Here is a 19330-nt window from a genome sequence, read left to right as displayed (position 1 = left end):
TGTTTTTTTAGGATACTTCCTCTTTCTGCGACACCAGCATATTTTTTCTGTACTGCATGGGGGATACCCCTACATGCTTCTTAAAGGTACGGCTGAAATAAATCGGATCAGAATACCCGAGACGATAAGCAACTTCCGCTATAGGACAACAAACATCATCTGATAACAAAAGTTTAGCCCGATCCATTTTAAAGGAAACAATATAATCATTCGGAGTCATTCCCGTAACCATCTTAATCTGGTTGAACAAACTGGTCCTCCCCATTCCCATACATTTAGCCCAGTGAGCTATATCGAAATCCGGATCTTCCAGATGTTCCTCCAAAACATGGGTAGCCGTATCCAACAGTCTTTTTTCCTGTACGTTAGTTGCCAATAGCGGCACGTAATCCTGCTCCTCTTTCTGCTTGATATACCTTGACAAAATACGTTTACTGTTTCTTACCAGAGAATTACATCTATGCTGAAGTAAATCCATAAAAAAAGGCTTGACCACATAATCGTCAGCACCGGAACGAATACTTTGAATCTGTTGTTCCGGAGATGGCTGGTAAGTCATCAGAATAACAGGAATATGTAATGTATCTACATGCGACTTAATCATCCGGCACAATTCTATCCCGGAACCGTCCGCCATATCGATCTCACTCAAAATAATATCCGGGAGTTCTCTCAATGCGATCAAATAACCCTCCTTTATATCCTCCGCCTCAATCAAACGATAGGCAAACGAAAATGTCTCTTTCAGCGAAGCCCTTATCTCGCAGTCACTGTCTACTATCAACATCGTATAAAGAGTGTTATCTTCTGTTTCAATTACCTCTTCCACAGGTGATTCCGCATCATAGACAGGATTTCCGAAACTAAATACAACGTCTTCCTGCTCCTCTCTGTTGAACGTCTGTAACCGGGTAATTAACCCTTGCAAATAAACGACCTGCTTCAATACTTTCCCGATTCGGTTTTTACCGGCTACAACTGCCGCATCAGCAATAATATTATTCAATATGGCAATAATTACAGTCAGAGGTTTTCTGAACTCATTGGAAATATTAGTCAGGAATTGCTGATTATCCCGGTTCAATTTATCCATTTGCTCCACCTCCCTCTTTTTCATCTCCAGGGAAAGCATCAGTCGAGTCTTTGTTTTATTGAACCAAACCAGCCAGGCTATAATAGAAATCGTTCCACAAACATACAGCAATATCATTGGCCACGAAAGCCAGAACGGATACATAATTATAATTTCCAGCTGGACTTCATTCTGAGGATTATCCAGCTCGCGGACAATCAGACTATACTTGCCCGGGCGCAGGGAAGAATAAGTAATCGTCCTGTTGGAAGTCGTTATCCACAATTCATCCAGACCTTCCATCTTATATTCATATTGCCCGTAATTTGATAGCAGATAGTTACTTGTCGAAAAGGTAAGACTAATTGTATTCAGGTTATAAGGCAACTCTATTTTGGAGGAAAAGGTGATATCCTGTTGAAGAAATTCCGAATCAGCAGGTGTCAGCAACTGATTATTCACTGAGATAGAAGAGAAAAACAAAGAGTAATTCCTACCCGGACGATTTAAATTCTGCTCATTAAAAGAAAATAATCCACATATGGTACCCACATAAACATTCCGGTCCATCGGTGAGACATAAATGCCACAATCACCACTGAGAGAAAGCGGGGCTGGCAGATTACTTAAAGGAATATGAAATGCAGAAAGAGGTTTCTTTTTTACCGACATGTCCAAAATAGAAACTCCTTTGTCTGTCGTCACGACCAGGTTCCTGTAAAACGAACGGGTTACGCTATAACATACGTCACTCAGCAAAAAATGGTCATGCTCCCTATAAGATGAAAAATCATTCCTTTCCTCATTATACAATAAAAGCCCTGAATTCAGGGTAGACATGAATATACCATTTCTGGAATCACCACAAATCGAATTAACGGCACTGGGAATACGGCTCCCTTTTTGCAAGCCATCCCCATAGACAGACAGTATCTTTTGCGATTTCAGATCTACTGAAAACAAACCTTCTTCCAGCGAAGACACCCATAACCGGTCCTTGTCATCAATGTATACGGTACGGATATTCCCGGAACATTTTTGTTGCAGCAACGAATCATCCAACAGATAAGAGGCATGCAGATTCTCCCTGTCAAGTTTAAAAATACCCTGAATAGAGGCCAACACCAGCATATCCCGGTAAGGCACAATTTCTTCTATTATCAACTGAGAGGTCGAATCGATAAACGAGAAATCGATCTGCCTGACACGGTCTGTTTTCCTGTCATATACATAAAGCCCGTTTTTATAGACACTGACAAACAAATTGTCGGTCTGCTCGTCATACCACAGCGCACGAATCTTATTATCCGGCAATCGGTGGGTAACCTTGGTGATGTGTCGGATTACTTCCCTGTTCTTGTTCAATACGTTTATGCCACTGCCCTCGGATGCGACATACAAATTACCCTCTTTATCTTCGGCCATAGAACCGATAACGGTTCCATGCAGACGATCCTCAACTTTTTCGTCGCTATAAAAACATTTGAAATCATCCAAATCTATATTTCCATACCGGATATCACCATAATAGGGTCCAATCCATAAATTTCCTTGCCGGTCAGCAAGCAAAGCAGTAATCGAAGTCTCCGCCATATACGGCTGGTTACCTATTATTTTCGGAACACCATTTGTTTTCATCTCTATCCGATAAAGACCGGCCAAAGTTCCCACCCATATTATCCCCCGAGTATCCTCAGTAAAGCAATGGATATAGGGTATGGAAGAACCTCCCGGATCATTAAAAACGACAGCTTCGCCATTTAATGAAACAACAGCAGCTAAACCAGATTTAGCCGACAGCCACAAACGAGATTCCGAGTCCAGGAACTGAGTAGTTATGTTCTCTTCCTGAAAACAGGTGGTTATAATCCGTTTTTCCGTCAGATCAACTTTCAATACACCGGTAGTCGTCCCTATCCAAAACTGATTATCGTCAATAGGAGTTATGAGAGTAAAAACATATCTTTCATCGGAAAACAAAATCTCTTTTTCTCCCGACCGGACATTACATCTATAAAGTGAATGCCCTTCAACAGCATAAAGCTGATCATCCGAATAACAAATAGCCGTTGCTGTAATCTCCGGCATGAAAGGTTGCCTCATCTGTAAATCAATACAGATTATATTGTTTTCCGCTAAAAGACATAATGTAGAATCATTTCCACAGAAATTATGAATATTGGCATCTTCGAGAGACGGGAAATATTCAGACAAACGAATTACTTTAGTAGAAATGCCATCATAACAATTTACAGCATTATTACCGAGCCATATTCTCCCCAGCCGATCCTGCCATATTGCTATAGAGGAAGGCTGAGACAATCCGTCTTTTACACCCAAAGACCGGAAATAGATTTCATCTCCCCATATAGTAACAGAGAATAAGAGAAGCATAAAAGTCCAAATAGCCAAACGGATTCTATCCATCAAATCTGCTTAATATTAATACAGCGAACAAGTTAACAAAGCTCCATATCATCATCCTCTCCCGTATCTTAAAAACATCTAATATCTTGAAGCCCAATATTATACATTATTTAACTAACATAGTCCTAGCAGAACTCATGCCTAAAAAGAAAAAAGGATGAATAAACAAGAAAAAAATAACACCGCTTATGGCTAAGTTTGGTTCACATATTAAATTTTAGACTACAATATGAATGAATTTAAACGTATTTTTAAATAATCTTATTATATTTGTGTATTATTTATACATAGTTCTGCTAGGACTGTGTCAAAATTCCGGATATATAATTAATCAAGATGCTGAAGAAATACTAAGCACTTTCTTATAATCCTCCACCCCCATCTCTTCCTTCAGCGGATATGAAATATCCGGACAGATATACCCATCCTCAAATAAAGTTTCCGGTTCATGAAAACCCTCTGTTGAAGGTACCTGATATATTATCTTCGAGTTAGGTAAAGTCCCTTTGATAACGTTTCCACAAATCGGATAATATTGACCTGCCTTTTCCCCTACTAATATGGCTGCATTCGACAATTTTATTGTCAAACAAAAATCAGCTCCGGCAGAATACGTTCTATTTCCCATAATCACAAAAACATTTCCATCATAACCGGATTCCCTGCCTGGCGTATATTCTTCCAGAAACGCAACACCCTTTTCCATAATAGGATTCCCAAATGTCTCCATCCAGTAATTCTTTTCTTCTTGATTCTCATTAAAGAACTTCTTGATTAGATCTGAATTGATGAATTCCTCCACCCCTGCTTTCTTACCCATCATTCTTACTTTGGAAGTAAACGCATCTGCCTTTAAATGATTTATTATGACAGAATTATTACCATCCGATCCGCCTCCATTATGCGTGACATCTATAAACAACGTTTTTATCCCCTTACTTTTCAGTTCGTCAAAAAAGGTGTCCACGTATTCCTTATAACGCTTCACATCTTCTTCGCCATAAATCATACAACTATTATAATAAAGAACCGCTATTGAATCTTCCGGATAAACTTTTGAAGAATAAGGCTGGGTATAAATAGGATTCTTCTTTACCCTACGGGTATCCACACAAATAAGCGTATCGCGAGTTCCATTCGCAGTCTTTAATACGCCGGTATAGGTCATTGTACTCTTATTTGCTGGAGACAATAACAAATTCAACAACAAATTCATATTCTCATTTCGGATTTTCGAAGGCTGGTCCCACGGAATCATAGAATCTACATCCAGGGCTGTATAAGAAGCGAAAGAATCTCTCACAGCCAATAAAGTATCATTCCCTAACAACATCAGATTTCCCTGAAATTCTACAGTCGGAAAATGATAGCGCCCCGGAGGAGAAAAGAAATCGAAAACCCCGACATGCCCGTCCAGGAATTTACGGGTCTTCATCAACCTGAATCCAAAATCCTCTCTCGCCATAGGCTCAGAACAAGACTCTATCATCTCAGCCTCCAACCTGACAAAAGTCAGCGAATCATAACGTTGATAGGGATCCGGATGAATATCCCTGATCATATGAAAATAGAACCGGATATCCTCTTTCATCTCTGCCGGACTTAACAAACCATCCTTATCAGAACATCCTATAAAGGATAACCACATCAAAATACTTATTATCAAGTTTCTCATAATAACACCGGATTTACAGTCATGTTTTGAATCTCATCAAATATAGGCATTAATTCTATAATCCGACAGTATATCTTATTAATTCATTTCGTCGAAAGTTCCCCGAAGATAATCCCAATTACCCGCCGGGAATAAAAAATTACCTGCCGGACAGAGTGATTTTCCCGAGATATATTATACATTTGTACAAATCCTCTTTTCATATCACAGTTGTGAAACAAAAGAAATCCATCTGTGAAACAAACGGAATCCAACTGTGATATGAAAGGAAGACAACTGTGATATGCAATACTAAACTGAAATTTACCTTTTTACAACGACTATTATGGGAGCAAAATATGCGTTATATGAGAATCCGAACCCCAAAGGCGACGGAAAGAAGCAACCTTTACATGCCCGGATTGTACCCAGAGGAACGATCCATACACAGGAGATTGCAGAAGAGATAGCCGATAGTTGCGGCTATTCCACGGCCACCACCAAAGGAATGCTGGATGCGCTGGCCAAAGTTATTTCGAAAAATCTGCGGTACGGATATACTGTCGAGTTAGATGACCTGGGGTCATTTTCCATCTCCCTGAAAAGTCGCCCGGTGATGGATAAAAAAGAAATACGTTCCTGGTCCGTAAATTTCGGGAATGTGCATTTCAAAGGGAGTAAAAAATTAAAAAATCGTTTGAAGTCTATAGACCTGGAAAGGGACTCCGATGCCTGTGCTACAAGCTATTCTCCTGAACAACGGAAAGGCCGTATGCTGATCGCATCGGAAGAAAAAGAGTTTTTCACTGCGGCACAATACATGCGGTTAAACGGATGTAACCGGTCCACAGCCGTGCGCGACCTGAAAGAGCTGATCGAAGACGGCAGAATAAAAAAGCTGGGATATGGAAAGGCTGTATTATATGTGCCCATTAATAAACAGGAAAAAATATGAATAACTTTTCAGGGACAGAGAAACATGCCTTTTCGAAAATATATCTGATATATTTTCCTAAATTGGTACGGTTCGCACGCGAATATGTTGTATCCATCGAAGATGCCGAAAACATCGTACAGGATATTTTCATGTATTTGTGGGAACACCGCGATATGCTGGAGTCCCTGACCAACCTCAACGCTTTCCTGTTCACACTGGCTAAAAACAGATGCATCGACTTTTATCGCCATAAAACATTAATAGACAGTAAAAAAGAATCACTGGACAGTCTACAGGACAGAGAACTGAAACTGAAAATGGAAGCCTTGATGCAATTCGATGAAAACATTTTTACCGAAAAAGAAATAGAAAATTTATTAGCCCAGGCAATTGAACACCTGCCGGAGAAATGCCGGCAGGTGTTCATTCTGAGCAGAATGAACGGATTAAAGCATGAGGAAATAGCCACGCAACTGAATATCTCTGTCCATACCGTACAAAATCACATCGTAACCGCTATACGTAAATTAAAGGTTGAATTGAAAGACTACCTCCCTCTCTTTATTTTCATTATCTAAAATCTTTTCCAAAAAAAATTTATTTTTTTTCTGTTTCCGACTAGTAGATGGTCGGAAGTATTTCGTCATACTAATAGAAAGAGTAATAAAGTATCATGAACGAACAACTAGATAAATATTTCCTTGGGGAACTTTCAGACACAGAAAAGAAAGATCTCTTCGACCAGATAGAATCCAGTCCGGAAAAGAAAGCTGAATTTATCCGTATGCAAAATACGGTAACTATTTCAAAACTGGGAGAACAGAATGGAGACGATAAATGGGCTTCACTCAAAATAGAAGAACTGGGAAGTCGCATCAACCGGAAACAGGCTCGCCGGCTTTATCTCAATCTGGCAAAATATGCCGCTGTTGTAGCCATCTTACTGATTAACATCTGGCTGCTTACCGACAAATTCATTCCGGAAGAAAAAGCACCGCTCTATACAAAGATAGAAGTCCCTAAAGGTCAACGTATCTTTATGACCCTACAAGACGGGACAGAAGCCTGGTTAAGCCCCCGCTCCGTTATCAAAATACCGAATGAATTCAGCAAGGATGAACGTTCGGTAGAACTGGATGGTGAAGGATTTTTCTCGGTAACAAAAGATGCCAAACGACCTTTTATCGTGAAAACACAACGTTATGATATAAAGGTACTCGGAACCCGCTTCAATGTATTTGCTTATTCGGAAAGCGAACGATTTGAAACAAACCTGGTAAAGGGGAGTGTACAAGTCACAAACAACAGTAAGCCAGAGGAAAACATTATACTGAAACCCAACGAGATGGTATCCTTGTCGAATGGGAATCTGATAAAAACAGCCGCTTCATTCAACAACGAAGAATATCTGAAAAGCGGAATATTCTATTTCAGCAACAAGAAATTCTCGGAAATACTGGATTATCTCACGTTATGGTATAACGTAAAATTCGATGTGAAATCATCTGCCCGGATCGACCAGTATGTATCTGGTAAGTTCCGCCAGAGTGATGAAATTGAAAGGATCCTGAAAGCGTTACAAGGGGTGCATCATTTCCAGTATAAGATAATCAATAACGAAGAGATCGAAATATATTAAATACAACATATTCACCTAAAAATAGAATGCCTATGAAGTAAAGCCAGATCATTACACAGGAATGGTATAAAAAAGGGGCAAGTGTTACCAGCACTCACCCCAAGTCAATACCTTCCTTCTTTCATGTATTCCACAAACATTCAAAAACAGTATTAACTTTTAAAGCTATGAGCAAAGTTATGAAAAAAAACTTATTGCTATTGTTCAATTGTGTCAATTATATTGAATTAAAGCATACAATTCGTATTATGAAAATAACAACAGTTCTCACGTTAATTGCAATTTTCCAGCTTAGTGCAACCTCTTTGCATTCGCAAAATGCAAAAGTGAGCATCAGCAGGAATAATCTGCCACTCAAAGAATTTATCAATGAGATAGAAAGGCAGACCGATTATCTTTTCATGTACAGCGAAAAAGAGATCGACCTGCAGGAACAAATTCAGGTCAATGCAAAGAATAAGCCCGTCTCACAGGTATTGGAAGAGGCTTTCGACAACAGTCCAATCAAATATAATTTTAACGAAGGATATATTTCCCTGAGGAAAGCGGAAAAAGGTTCGATCAATCAGAATAAGAGAAAAATATCAGGAACCGTTAAAGATGCGACCGGCACTCCTGTTATCGGAGCCAATGTCGTAGTAAAAGGAACCACTATCGGTAATGTCACAGACATAGACGGTCGTTTCAATCTGGAGATTCCGGAAAACGCAACCCTGACAATTTCTTATATAGGTTATCTGACGCAAGAAATCGCTGTTGGAAACAGGTCTGATCTTTCTATCCAGTTAAAAGAAGATAGCGAGACATTGGATGAAGTTGTCGTAATTGGTTACGGAACCACTTCGGCTAAGAAAATGGTCTCTGCCGTTACAGCTGTAAAAGGCGAAAAACTGCAAGACCTGCCATTCCCGAACGTTGCATCCACCCTACAAGGACGGGCCTCAGGTGTTATCGTTCAGAACCAGGGAGGGGAACCGGGTAGCGAACCTAAAATATCCATCCGTGGTGGCGGCGATCCGCTATATGTTATCGACGGCATAATTACCACAGACTGGGAGTTCAAAACTTTAAATTCCGAGGATATAGAGAGTATCTCCATTTTAAAAGATGCAGCTTCACTGGCTGTTTACGGCTCACGGGCAGCAGATGGTATTGTTTTGGTTAAAACAAAAGAGGGCCGTAAGGGGAAAAGATCTATTGTCTACTCTTTCAACGCACAGTATAGTCAGCCGACCGTCTTACCGAAAAAACTGGATTCTTATACCTATGCAGACGTTCAAAACCAGGCAGCAATCTCGGACGGATATGGTGAATACCATCAATTCAGTAAAGAGGAAATGGATGCTATCAGAAACCAATCTGACCCATACTTATACCCGAATACGGATTGGTATTCTTTGGGATTAAACAATTTCGCTCCGGAATACAGACATTCTTTGTCTATGACAGGCAATCAGAAAGATATAAACTATTACCTGTCTTTAGGCTTATTCGACCAGGGTAGTTTATATACCTCTGATGCCCTGAATTATTCAAGATACAATCTCCGCAGTAATGTGAACACCACCTTTGATGAGATCGGACTAAAAGTATCTCTAAACATTAATGCAGCCATGGAGAAGAAAAAATATCCTTCATTTGCCGCTAATTCTATCTGGGATCACCTGAATGCGAAATCACCGCTGGATCTAGCTTATAATGAAGACGGAACTTTAAGTACGGTATCAGACAATCCGCTGATGGAAATGGACGAACGTTCCGGATATGATAAAAACGACGGAATGTATCTGAATACTCAATTTGTTGCAGACTGGGCATTACCCTGGGTAAAAGGGTTGTCACTCGGTACCATGCTTTACTATCGCGTAAATTCTAGCCATTTAAAAAAACTTTCGGCTCGTGCGCCTCAATATGGCAAAGATGGAACATTATTAGATGTAACAAAACCTTCATTAAAAGAAGAGGCTTATTTCGGCGAATCTTATCAGTTCGAACTAAGCGCTGCATTCTTACGGACGTTTGCCGATGTTCATTCAATCGATGCTAAATTCGTTTTCACTGCCGCAGAAAACACCGGTCATAATTTCTGGGCTTCACGCAGAGATTATCTTTCAACCACCGTCGATCAGCTGTTTGCCGGTTCCAGTACGACCATGCAAAATGCAGGAAACTCGGAAGAAGGCGGACGAATGGGATTGGTCGGACGTTTGAAATATGATTATGCAAACCGTTATTATATCGAAGGTAGCTTCCGCTACGACGGTTCGGATAACTTTGCTCCGGGACATCGCTGGGGATTCTTTCCGTCTGTCGCACTGGGATGGGATATTACAGAAGAACCTTTCTTCAAAAGCTGGAATCGGGGAAACATTGACCTGCTAAAGCTACGCGGATCCTACGGACAAATGGGAACAGAATCAGGAGTAAACAAGTTCGGTTATTTGTCAACTTATAACATGGTCGAAAATTCAATTTGTATCGGTGGAAATTTGCTATCCGGATTTAATGAAGGCGAATTGACTTCTCCCGAATTACTAAGTTGGTATACACGTAATTCGTTAAACTATGGTATTGATGTTGCATTCTTCAACTATCGTTTAAAAGGTTCTGCCGACTATTTCTATTATGTGACCAAAGGTGGTTTGGTAAGTCCGGCAGACCGTTACACTACTCCGCTGGGAACAAAGTTGCCACAGATCAAATCGAAGAATGAACATCGTCGTGAAGGTTTTGAGTTGTCTATGAGATGGGGTGACAATATCGGTTCGGATTTCCATTATGAAGTCGGAACAAACATGACCTATTATAACAATCTGTATGTGGTAAAGCAGGAAGAAGCTCTGTCTACCCTAATGAATCCGTATAAACGTAGCACACATCAAACAGACTATTATGATGTCATACTTATCGACAATGGTTTGTATCAATCCCCGGAACAAGTGTTGGGCGTCCCCCGCAGATTGTCTTCTTCTGAAACAAAGTTAGGTGACATTGTTTATCAGGATCTTAATGGCGATGGTAAAATCGATGCCGAAGATCAAGTCCGTTACGGAATGCCTACCGCTCCTCATTTTACCTATGGTGTGGATTTTGCCTTCTCTTATAAAGGATTTTCTCTTTCCGGTCTGTTTTATGGGACAGGTAAACGCAATATGGAGTTTGGGGTCAATAACAAAAAAGACGAATCTGTCCACGTGAAAAACGAATATCAGTTAGATTACTGGAGAGAGGACAACAGAGATGCAACCTTCCCGAGAAAATCATTATCCTCAAGTGTAAACGGAGGAAACAACCAGGAAAAATCCAGCTTTTGGGTAAAGAATGCATCTTTCTTGCGTTTAAAGAACTTATCACTTGCTTACGACTTCAAATATAAGTTGTTGAAAAATGCCAACTGGCTCAGCATGTGTAAAGTGAATGTAACCGGGGCCAACCTATTCACAATATCGGGAGTTTCAGACTATTTCGATCCGGAAACGACTTCTACGAACGGGGGGTACCCGGTACAACGTGTTTATTCAGTAGGTGTAACAGTCGGATTTTAATAATGGTGTAACAATTGAATTTTAATAATATGAAAAATATAAGTATCAAAACAATATCATTGGCATTGGTAATGGGATGTACAGCTTGCAGCGACGTTCTGGATAAAGGCCCGTTAGACAAATTTTCGGAAAATGATGTATGGGAAAGTGCAGAACTGGCACAGGCTTTCTTATATCCTTCGCTGAGTTATGCTACCGGACAATTAGTCTGGAATGATAAATGGACAGATAATGATGTTATCCAGGATGATGGAGGCGCTTCCAATGTGAATAAAGAACAGATCGACCGCTACTACGATGTAGGATGGAATCCTTATCCAGGTGGAGATAGTAAAAAAGCTGGGGAAGTTTATGCAAACATCCGAAAATGCAATCTTCTGCTTCAGAAAATGGAAGAAAACACTTCCTTTTTGGAACAGGAAAAAAGTTATCTGATCGCACAGGCCAAAATGCAACGTGCCATGATTTATTTTAGCCGTGCCCGTTTATTCGGGAAACTGATGATTGTAGACCGCGTACTCGATCCGGAAGAAAAGATGGAACTGCCACGAACAGAAACGATCAAGGATACCTACGATTTTATTCTAAAAGATTTGCAGGATGCAGTCGTCAACCTACCTGTTTCCATAAAAAGCTCTGAAACTGGTATGCTGACTCAAGGGGCAGCCTATGCACTAATGGCAGAAGTAGCACTTCACGGCGCTGCCTATATCGAATCGGGACAGGATGAATACTATAACATTGCAAAGAAAGCCAGCGAAGACCTTTTCGCTCTCGGACAATATAGTCTGGATACCGATTACGAGAAGATGTTCAACGAATTCGATTATGCGTTAAGTTCCAAAGAAATTATCCTGGCACAGTTCAGACATGAGAACAACACAAAATTCGGAGATACATGGATGCAGTATCTTGTTCCAAACGTTAACAACGATAAACTGAAAGACATCGCTAACCCTAAACTAAATGATAGCTTTGAAGGTTGGATCGGAATGTTCCCTTCTGTCGATTTGGTCAACGACTACGAAGTCAAAGATGTAGACGGAACGGCCAAAGACTGGGATCAAAGCAGTTTCTATAAGGCTTATCAACAGAACGGTGGCTATGTCTCAACTGCCATTTATCAGAACCGTGACAATCGCTTCTATGCGACTGTCGTGCAGGATTCGAGCCGATATTTCAACAGCCTCGTAACTATGCGTACCAAAGGGAATATGCATTGGGACAGTAAAGCAGGTGGCGATTGGGGAATGGCCCTGAGCGGCTATCTTTACCGCAAAGGTGTATATACGGCAAAACCGCTATTAAATTCAGATCCGACTTACTATCATTATATAGTTCTGCGCCTGGGACGTTCTTATCTGAATTATGCGGAAGTAATGTTGCGTCAAGGCAATATCAGCACGGCAATCGAATATATCAATAAAACCCGTACCGTGCACGGCGGAATGCCTGAGTTGCCATTGAATCTCTCTTCTGATGCGGCCTGGAAAGCCTATAAACGCGAACGTCGCATCGACCTTGTGCATGAAGGTGACAGGTACTGGAGTTTATTACGATGGGGAAAAGCCGATGGAAAAGACAAAGTGGAAGAGTTGACAAAAGTACATCATTCTATCAGTATTTCCGAAGACGGAAAAAGTTTTGAAATCATACCTTTGCCTTACCAAACTTCTTTCAACGAACGTGTCTTTACAAAGAAAAGATATTTGTTCCCTGTTCCGGAAGGCGAAAGAGTAAACAACCCGTCTCTCGATCAAAACGAAGGTTGGTAACCGATTATAAATGTCTTATAAAAATAACAAGAAAATGAAAGCACTGTATAATTATTTAGTTCTACTTTTATTGATTGCGCTGAACACATCTTGTCTGAAAGCCGGTTTGGATGATCTGGAAACGTACAACCAGAATGACATCACAAATGTCCGTTTCGAATACAGATGGTGGGATGAAAGTGGTCAAAGACTGCGTGTAATGGAAATGACTACGGAGAAAACGATTGATAATAAAGCAAAAGAAATCGTTTGTACGATCAAAGTGCCTGAAGCCACACAGACATTTACAACTGAAATCAGAAATCAGGTTTCATTAAGTACATTAGCGATCAACGTTGACGCATCGACCTCCGCCCGCATTAGCCCGGTAGGTAATGCTCCCGCAATGGGGATTTTCCCGTCAGACTTTTCCGCAAAGGAATTTGTATATAAAGTAACGGCAGGAAACGGGGACGATGCTAACTGGACGATCAGGATCACTGACTTAAATAAGTAGTACGCACATAAAAATACGACTTATAAATGAGAAAAGAAATTCTATTATCTGCGCTACTCTTTGCCGCGGGAAGTATCTTTGCCCAGTACAAAATAGATTTGGGTAAAGTAACTCCTCCCACTGTGAAATACCTCCAACTGGGCCATTTCGGCCCAGTTGGAAAAGAAATCCGCATTAATAACCTGTATCTGGAAGAAGGTGGCATTCCTCAACTCCCCGTAATGGGAGAAATTCATTATAACCGGATGGATTCGAGATACTGGCGCGATGCCTTATTGAAAATGAAAGCATCCGGCATTGACATTGTGGCCACTTATTGTATCTGGTCGCTGCACGAGGAATTTGAAGGTGAACTATCCTGGGAAGGTCATCTCAATCTCCGCCGTTTTATCGAATTGTGCAAGGAACTGGACATGAAAGTGCACTTGCGTTTCGGTCCTTACTGTAATGCGGAAATCAAAAACGGAGGATTACCTGACTGGATCGTCAATAATAAAAATCTGATAACCCGCTCAAACGATCCTTTGTATCTCGAATATACACGGCGTTGGTATCAGGCTGTATACGACCAGGTAAAAGGATTATTATGGAAAGACGGAGGCCCCGTCATGGCTCTTCAACTGGAAAACGAATACGTACGCCCGGGAATGATCGTCTCGCATCTTCTCAACCTGAAAAAGATGGCAGTAGAAATAGGATTCGATGTTCCTCTTTATTCGATGACCCACTGGATGGACAGCGAGTATCCGAAAGGGGAAATCGTGCCCTATGCCGGGTTCTATATCGAGGCTCCATGGACTGCATCTGGAAAGGATGAAATACCGACATCCAACTTTGAGTTTTTCACTTACAACCGTCTTTCTGACAATATTGGTACCGATATTATCAAGATCGAAGGAGATGTAGAATCTTTAAGCGGAGAAAATAATGACTCCCCTTTCTTCACCTGTGAAATAGGCGTTGGAACCACAGCATTCTACCAACGTCGTGCCGTCGTACCGGAAGAAATGGCGGGAGAAAACATCAATCTACGCTTGGGGTGCGGAGCCAATATGATGGGATATTATATGTACACCGGTGGTACTAATCCTGTCGGGAAAATAAGTACATACCAATCATCCGGTCCTCGCATCAGTTACGACTACCAGGCCCCCATCCGTGAATTCGGAACTTTGGGTACAGTCATGCAGGAAACGAAGAAATATAACTATTTCATGAATGATTTCGGAACAGCGCTGGCTCCGGCTGTCGCTTACCTGCCTACCACTAACCAGGATAGAGACAACTTGCAATGGGCCGTCCGGTTAAACGGGAATACCGGTTATCTATTCTGTTCCAATTATTTATACAAACATAGCCGGAAAGACTATAAAAATGTTCAGTTCTCCATAAAGTTGAAAGACGAGACAATCCGTATACCACGTCAGAAAGTAACGGTAAAAAACGGAACTTACTTTCTCTGGCCGTTCAATCAGGAACTAAGTAATGTACTGTTGAAATATTCAACAACCCAACCTGTTTGTTCCTTAAAAGAAGGCAACAACCATACCTATTTCTTCTTTGAAGACGATGCCATACCGGGAGAATATTTAATTGAAAATAAAGACATCCGGAATATCGAAGTAAAGAATGGCTCTTACCGGAAAGAGAAAGACAGATATTTCATCAACCAACTAACTCCGGGGAAAGAATGTATCATAAAGATTACAAAAGAAAATGGTTCCACAGTACGCTTTGTCACGCTGACTGAAGAAGAATCGGATCATATCTGGAAAGGTACGATAAAAGGTAAAAAGTTTGTTGCTATTACTAATTCCTCATTAATCTACGATAACGATAAGATCACTCTAATCGACGATCAACCGTCAACAGAGATATGGACATATGAGGACGGTAATTTCAAGCAACAAACATTCCAAAGCAGCGCGCATAATCTGCAAGCAGAATTCCGTCCGATCACTCCGATGGAAAAAAGCCTGTGGATACGTCCAACAGAAGGTAATATAGCAAAACGTCAGTTCTCATTGAGCACATTCTCAAAAGTAGAACGCACCTATTTACGTTATGTATCATCCGATCCAATCAGTTGTATGATCAACGGAAAAGAAACAAAAACGACATCTATGGACAGTTATTCCTATGCTAATGTAACCGACTTCATTCAAAACGGCAACAATACGATCGAATTTAATCTTTCTAATGATAAAGAGATCACAGCGGAAATAGAAGTTCTTTTGAAGAATGGTAAACGTATCCTCTGGAATACAGATGCAACCTGGTTATCGGCAGACAACAAACCTGTTGCAACAACTACCGGAAAGAACAAGCCTTCCGCCTTTGCTCCCGAAGAACATATAGGCCTTTATGAAGTAAAAGCTCCGGCTGCGACTTGTGGCAACGAGGAAACACGTATGTATATTTCTTATAAAGGAGATGTAGCCAACGCTTACCTGAACGGAAATCTGATCGGCGACTCCTTCTATGATGGCACAGAGTGGATTCTCAGCTTAAGCCGCCTGAAAGAATCTATCGATACCAATCCGATGGTGATCCGCATCGACGGGCTGAAATCGGCTGATGTTCCTATTTATTTCGAGAAAAATGTCGTTCCGGCAGATTGTGTCGTTCCGACTATTTCTGATATACTGGTAAAACAGGAATATCGATTCGAACTAAATAATCAATAAATCATAGATATCTATAACTGCTCTCCCGTAAAGAACAAAGTAAAAAGAATTCTGTAAGTACCACCATACCTCGCGATACTTACAGAATTCTTTACTTTTGTTCCTAAATCTCCAACAATATTTCGAAGAAGTTCCATTTTAATAAAACATTGAATATACACCAAAAAAAAACAAAAATCGAAGTTATCGTAACAATCGAGTCGAATGGAAAGCAACATTTCAGAGCTTGGGTTTTACCCGATGCTATATCCTTCCTGGTTGCCAATTATTCTGATGCAGGTAATGAGTTCTACTTTAATTACGACTCCAACAGGACAAGATATCTGGATTCATATATCGCCGAAGACGAAGACGGAGACGTAGCCGGATGGATACAGCTTAATTTCAACTAGCACTCTATACAATAATAAAATAAAACAACTATCATTATCCTGATAATATCGAATTATGCAAAGTATTCATCTCATTTTATCAACTATAATAGAAGTCTGTTCCTTAATTTTACACAGTCTTTATTTTACTTTCTCCGTACAGAAGTAATATTAAAGACTGTGAAGAAATTCCACCGATTATATTTATAAGAACTTATAAGTCATGAAAAAACAAATTAGAAGCATAGTTTCTGTTATAGGCCTCTTTTCTTTATGTTTTACCGCCTGTTCCGTAGAACATAAAGAAGTACCATTAACATTATGGTACAATACTCCCGCCGACGCAACCGCCACGGATAATCCGAATAAAGGATATGACGATGATGCAGAGTGGCTGAAAGCCTTACCTTTAGGAAACGGTTCACTCGGTGCTATGGTCTTTGGAGATGTACACAAAGAACGTATCCAACTAAATGAAGAGACCATGTGGTCAGGAAGCATACAGGATAGCGACAATCCGGAAGCGGCCAAACATATAGAAGAAATCAAACAACTATTGTTTGACGGTAAATATAAAGAAGCCACAGACCTGACAAACCGTACACAAATATGTACCGGAAAAGGTTCCGGGTACGGACAAGGCAGCAACGCCCCTTTCGGATGTTATCAAACGATGGGCGACTTGTGGATCGACTTCGATAATAAATCGCCCTACACCGATTATCGCAGGGAACTGAATCTGGACGATGCGACAGCCAGAGTTTCCTACAAACAAGGAGATGTAAATTTCAAACGTGAAATCTTTATCAGCCACCCGGATCAGTCCATGGTCATGAGAATATCTGCGGATAAAAAGCAGCAACTCTCTTTTACTTGCCGGATGAACCGGCCGGAACGCTACTCTACCTATACGGAAAACGAGCAACTGATCATGGCCGGGGCACTTTCGGACGGTAAAGGAGGTGACGGACTTCAATACATGACAAGGTTAAAAGCTGTACCGATGAATGGCTCCGTCACGTATTCTGATTCTACTTTGACAGTGAAAGATGCGGATGAAGTTCTTCTGTTTTTAACCGCATCGACAGATTATAAGCTGGAATATCCCATCTACAAAGGACGGGATTTCAGCAGTATTACCGAAGTTTCTTTAAATAAAGCCATAAACAAATCTTACAATCAGCTTTATGAAACACATGTAAAAGAATATACCGGCTATTTCCAAAGAGCAAATCTGCAACTGACAAATACGCCTGATACGATCCCTACCGACATTAAGGTTATGAATGCCCGAAAAGGCATGATAGACCCTCACCTATATAAACAAATGTTCCAATATGGCCGTTACCTCCTGATCTCGTCGTCGCGACCGGGTACTATGCCCGCCAACCTGCAAGGTATCTGGGCAAACAAGCTTCAGACCGCCTGGAACGGCGATTATCATACCGACGTCAATATCGAAATGAACTACTGGCCTGCGGAAGTAACCAACCTGTCGGAAATGCATCTGCCAATGTTCGACCTGATTGCTTCGCTAGTTGAACCAGGGAGCAAGACCGCACAAATCCAATACAATAAGAAGGGCTGGGTAGTACACCCTATCACGAACGTATGGGGATATACCTCTCCGGGCGAAGCAGCTTCCTGGGGTATGCACACCGGTGCTCCGGCATGGATTTGCCAACATATCGGTGAACACTATCGGTTTACAGGCGATAAAGACTTTTTACGCAAAACATATCCTGTACTGAAAGGAGCTATCGAATTTTATATGGATTGGCTGACAGAGAACCCGAAAACCAAAGAACTAGTTTCCGGTCCTGCTGTTTCTCCGGAAAATACGTTTGTCGCTCCCGACGGCAGCCATAGCCAGATCAGCATGGGACCGGCACACGACCAGCAAACTATCTGGCAACTGTTTGACGACTTCGCCATGATATCCAGCGAATTATCCATCGACGATGATTTTACACGCCAGGTTGCTGATGCAAAAGATCGTTTGGCCGATACGAAAATTGGTTCTGACGGACGCATCATGGAATGGGCCGACGAGTTCCCTGAAGTTGAACCTGGTCACCGTCATATCTCCCACCTGTTCGCCATCCATCCGGGATCGCAGATCAATATGTTGCAAACTCCCGACCTGATCGAGGCTGCCAACAAATCGCTGGACTACCGCATCCAGCATCGCAGAGGCTATGTCGGTTGGAGTTCGGCATGGGCCATCAGCCAATATGCCCGCTTGCATCAGGCCGAAAAAGCAAAAGAGAATCTGGACGATGTCATGAAGAAATGCATCAACCCGAACCTCTTCACAATATGTCCTCCTTTCCAGATCGACGCTAACTTCGGAACAACGGCAGGGATAGCCGAAATGTTGTTACAGAGTCATGTGTACGATCAGGGAGGTTATATCATTCAATTACTTCCCTCCCTTCCTGCCGATTGGAAAAAAGGAGAATTCTCAGGCTTAAAAGCCCGGGGAGGATTTGAAGTGGCGGTAAAATGGGAAAACGGACAAATAGTCGATGCTTCCGTTAAATCGCTACAGGGGAATAAATTCCGTATCTGGTATAACGGTAATTATTTGCAGGCAAACGGTTTGAAAAAAGGGGAAATCTGGAAATGGAATAAATAGTTACTGAAAGCGCAAACCTTTGCGTACTTTTTACGAAAAGAATCAGTCTTCAAAATAACATTTTCCACTACCTTTGAAGACTGATCTTC

At 41.2% G+C, this 19330-nt stretch carries 11 protein-coding genes; 9 read left to right on the top strand and 2 right to left on the bottom strand.

What is annotated here, in order from left to right; translation table 11 throughout:
- Positions 1 to 7: 7 nt before the first annotated feature.
- Both DWW91_RS01100 and DWW91_RS01095 read right to left on the bottom strand, forming a co-directional pair.
- The gene (locus DWW91_RS01100) at positions 8 to 3499 is read right to left on the bottom strand and encodes a helix-turn-helix domain-containing protein (RefSeq protein ID WP_122326691.1); all 3492 of its coding nucleotides are present in this window, start codon (positions 3497 to 3499) and stop codon (positions 8 to 10) included.
- A 331-nt stretch (positions 3500 to 3830) separates the two neighbouring features.
- The gene (locus DWW91_RS01095; protein WP_122326690.1) at positions 3831 to 5174 is read right to left on the bottom strand and encodes a S41 family peptidase; all 1344 of its coding nucleotides are present in this window, start codon (positions 5172 to 5174) and stop codon (positions 3831 to 3833) included.
- A 325-nt stretch (positions 5175 to 5499) separates the two neighbouring features.
- On the opposite strand from DWW91_RS01095, the gene DWW91_RS01090 reads away from it, so the two are divergent.
- From DWW91_RS01090 to DWW91_RS01050, 9 genes are all read left to right on the top strand, one after another.
- A complete protein-coding gene (locus DWW91_RS01090; protein ID WP_009860572.1) occupies positions 5500 to 6108 on the top strand; it encodes an HU family DNA-binding protein in 609 nt (202 codons plus the stop codon).
- Complete coding sequence (locus DWW91_RS01085) at positions 6105 to 6668, top strand: RNA polymerase sigma-70 factor (protein ID WP_046145791.1); 564 nt, start codon at positions 6105 to 6107, stop codon at positions 6666 to 6668. The genes DWW91_RS01090 and DWW91_RS01085 overlap by 4 nt, the downstream gene beginning before the upstream one ends.
- 95 nt (positions 6669 to 6763) lie before the next feature.
- Positions 6764 to 7729, top strand: a complete 966-nt coding sequence (locus tag DWW91_RS01080; protein WP_122326689.1) for a FecR family protein — start codon at positions 6764 to 6766, stop codon at positions 7727 to 7729.
- 167 nt (positions 7730 to 7896) lie between these two features.
- Positions 7897 to 11274: a TonB-dependent receptor gene (locus DWW91_RS01075; RefSeq protein ID WP_010801267.1), complete on the top strand. Its 3378-nt coding sequence runs from the start codon at positions 7897 to 7899 to the stop codon at positions 11272 to 11274.
- Between the two features lie 29 nt (positions 11275 to 11303).
- Positions 11304 to 13049 (top strand): RagB/SusD family nutrient uptake outer membrane protein, encoded by a 1746-nt coding sequence (locus DWW91_RS01070; protein ID WP_010801266.1) that lies wholly within the window; start codon positions 11304 to 11306, stop codon positions 13047 to 13049.
- A 34-nt stretch (positions 13050 to 13083) separates the two neighbouring features.
- Positions 13084 to 13545, top strand: coding sequence for a hypothetical protein (locus tag DWW91_RS01065; RefSeq protein WP_010801265.1), 462 nt, complete (start codon positions 13084 to 13086; stop codon positions 13543 to 13545).
- Positions 13546 to 13571: 26 nt separating this feature from the next.
- Positions 13572 to 16232: a beta-galactosidase gene (locus tag DWW91_RS01060; RefSeq protein ID WP_122326688.1), complete on the top strand. Its 2661-nt coding sequence runs from the start codon at positions 13572 to 13574 to the stop codon at positions 16230 to 16232.
- 149 nt (positions 16233 to 16381) lie between these two features.
- On the top strand, positions 16382 to 16624 hold the full coding sequence (locus DWW91_RS01055; protein ID WP_046145796.1) for a hypothetical protein: 243 nt from the start codon (positions 16382 to 16384) through the stop codon (positions 16622 to 16624).
- A 202-nt stretch (positions 16625 to 16826) separates the two neighbouring features.
- Entirely contained in the window at positions 16827 to 19241 is a 2415-nt protein-coding gene (locus tag DWW91_RS01050) for a glycoside hydrolase N-terminal domain-containing protein (protein ID WP_122326687.1), read from the top strand.
- Positions 19242 to 19330 lie beyond the last annotated feature (89 nt).

Origin of the sequence: Parabacteroides sp. AF17-3 (genome assembly GCF_003635445.1) — a bacterium.
GTDB lineage: Bacteria > Bacteroidota > Bacteroidia > Bacteroidales > Tannerellaceae > Parabacteroides > Parabacteroides goldsteinii.
The sequence above is the reverse complement of the archived record's forward strand: the minus strand, read 5'-3'. Positions and strand labels throughout refer to the sequence as shown.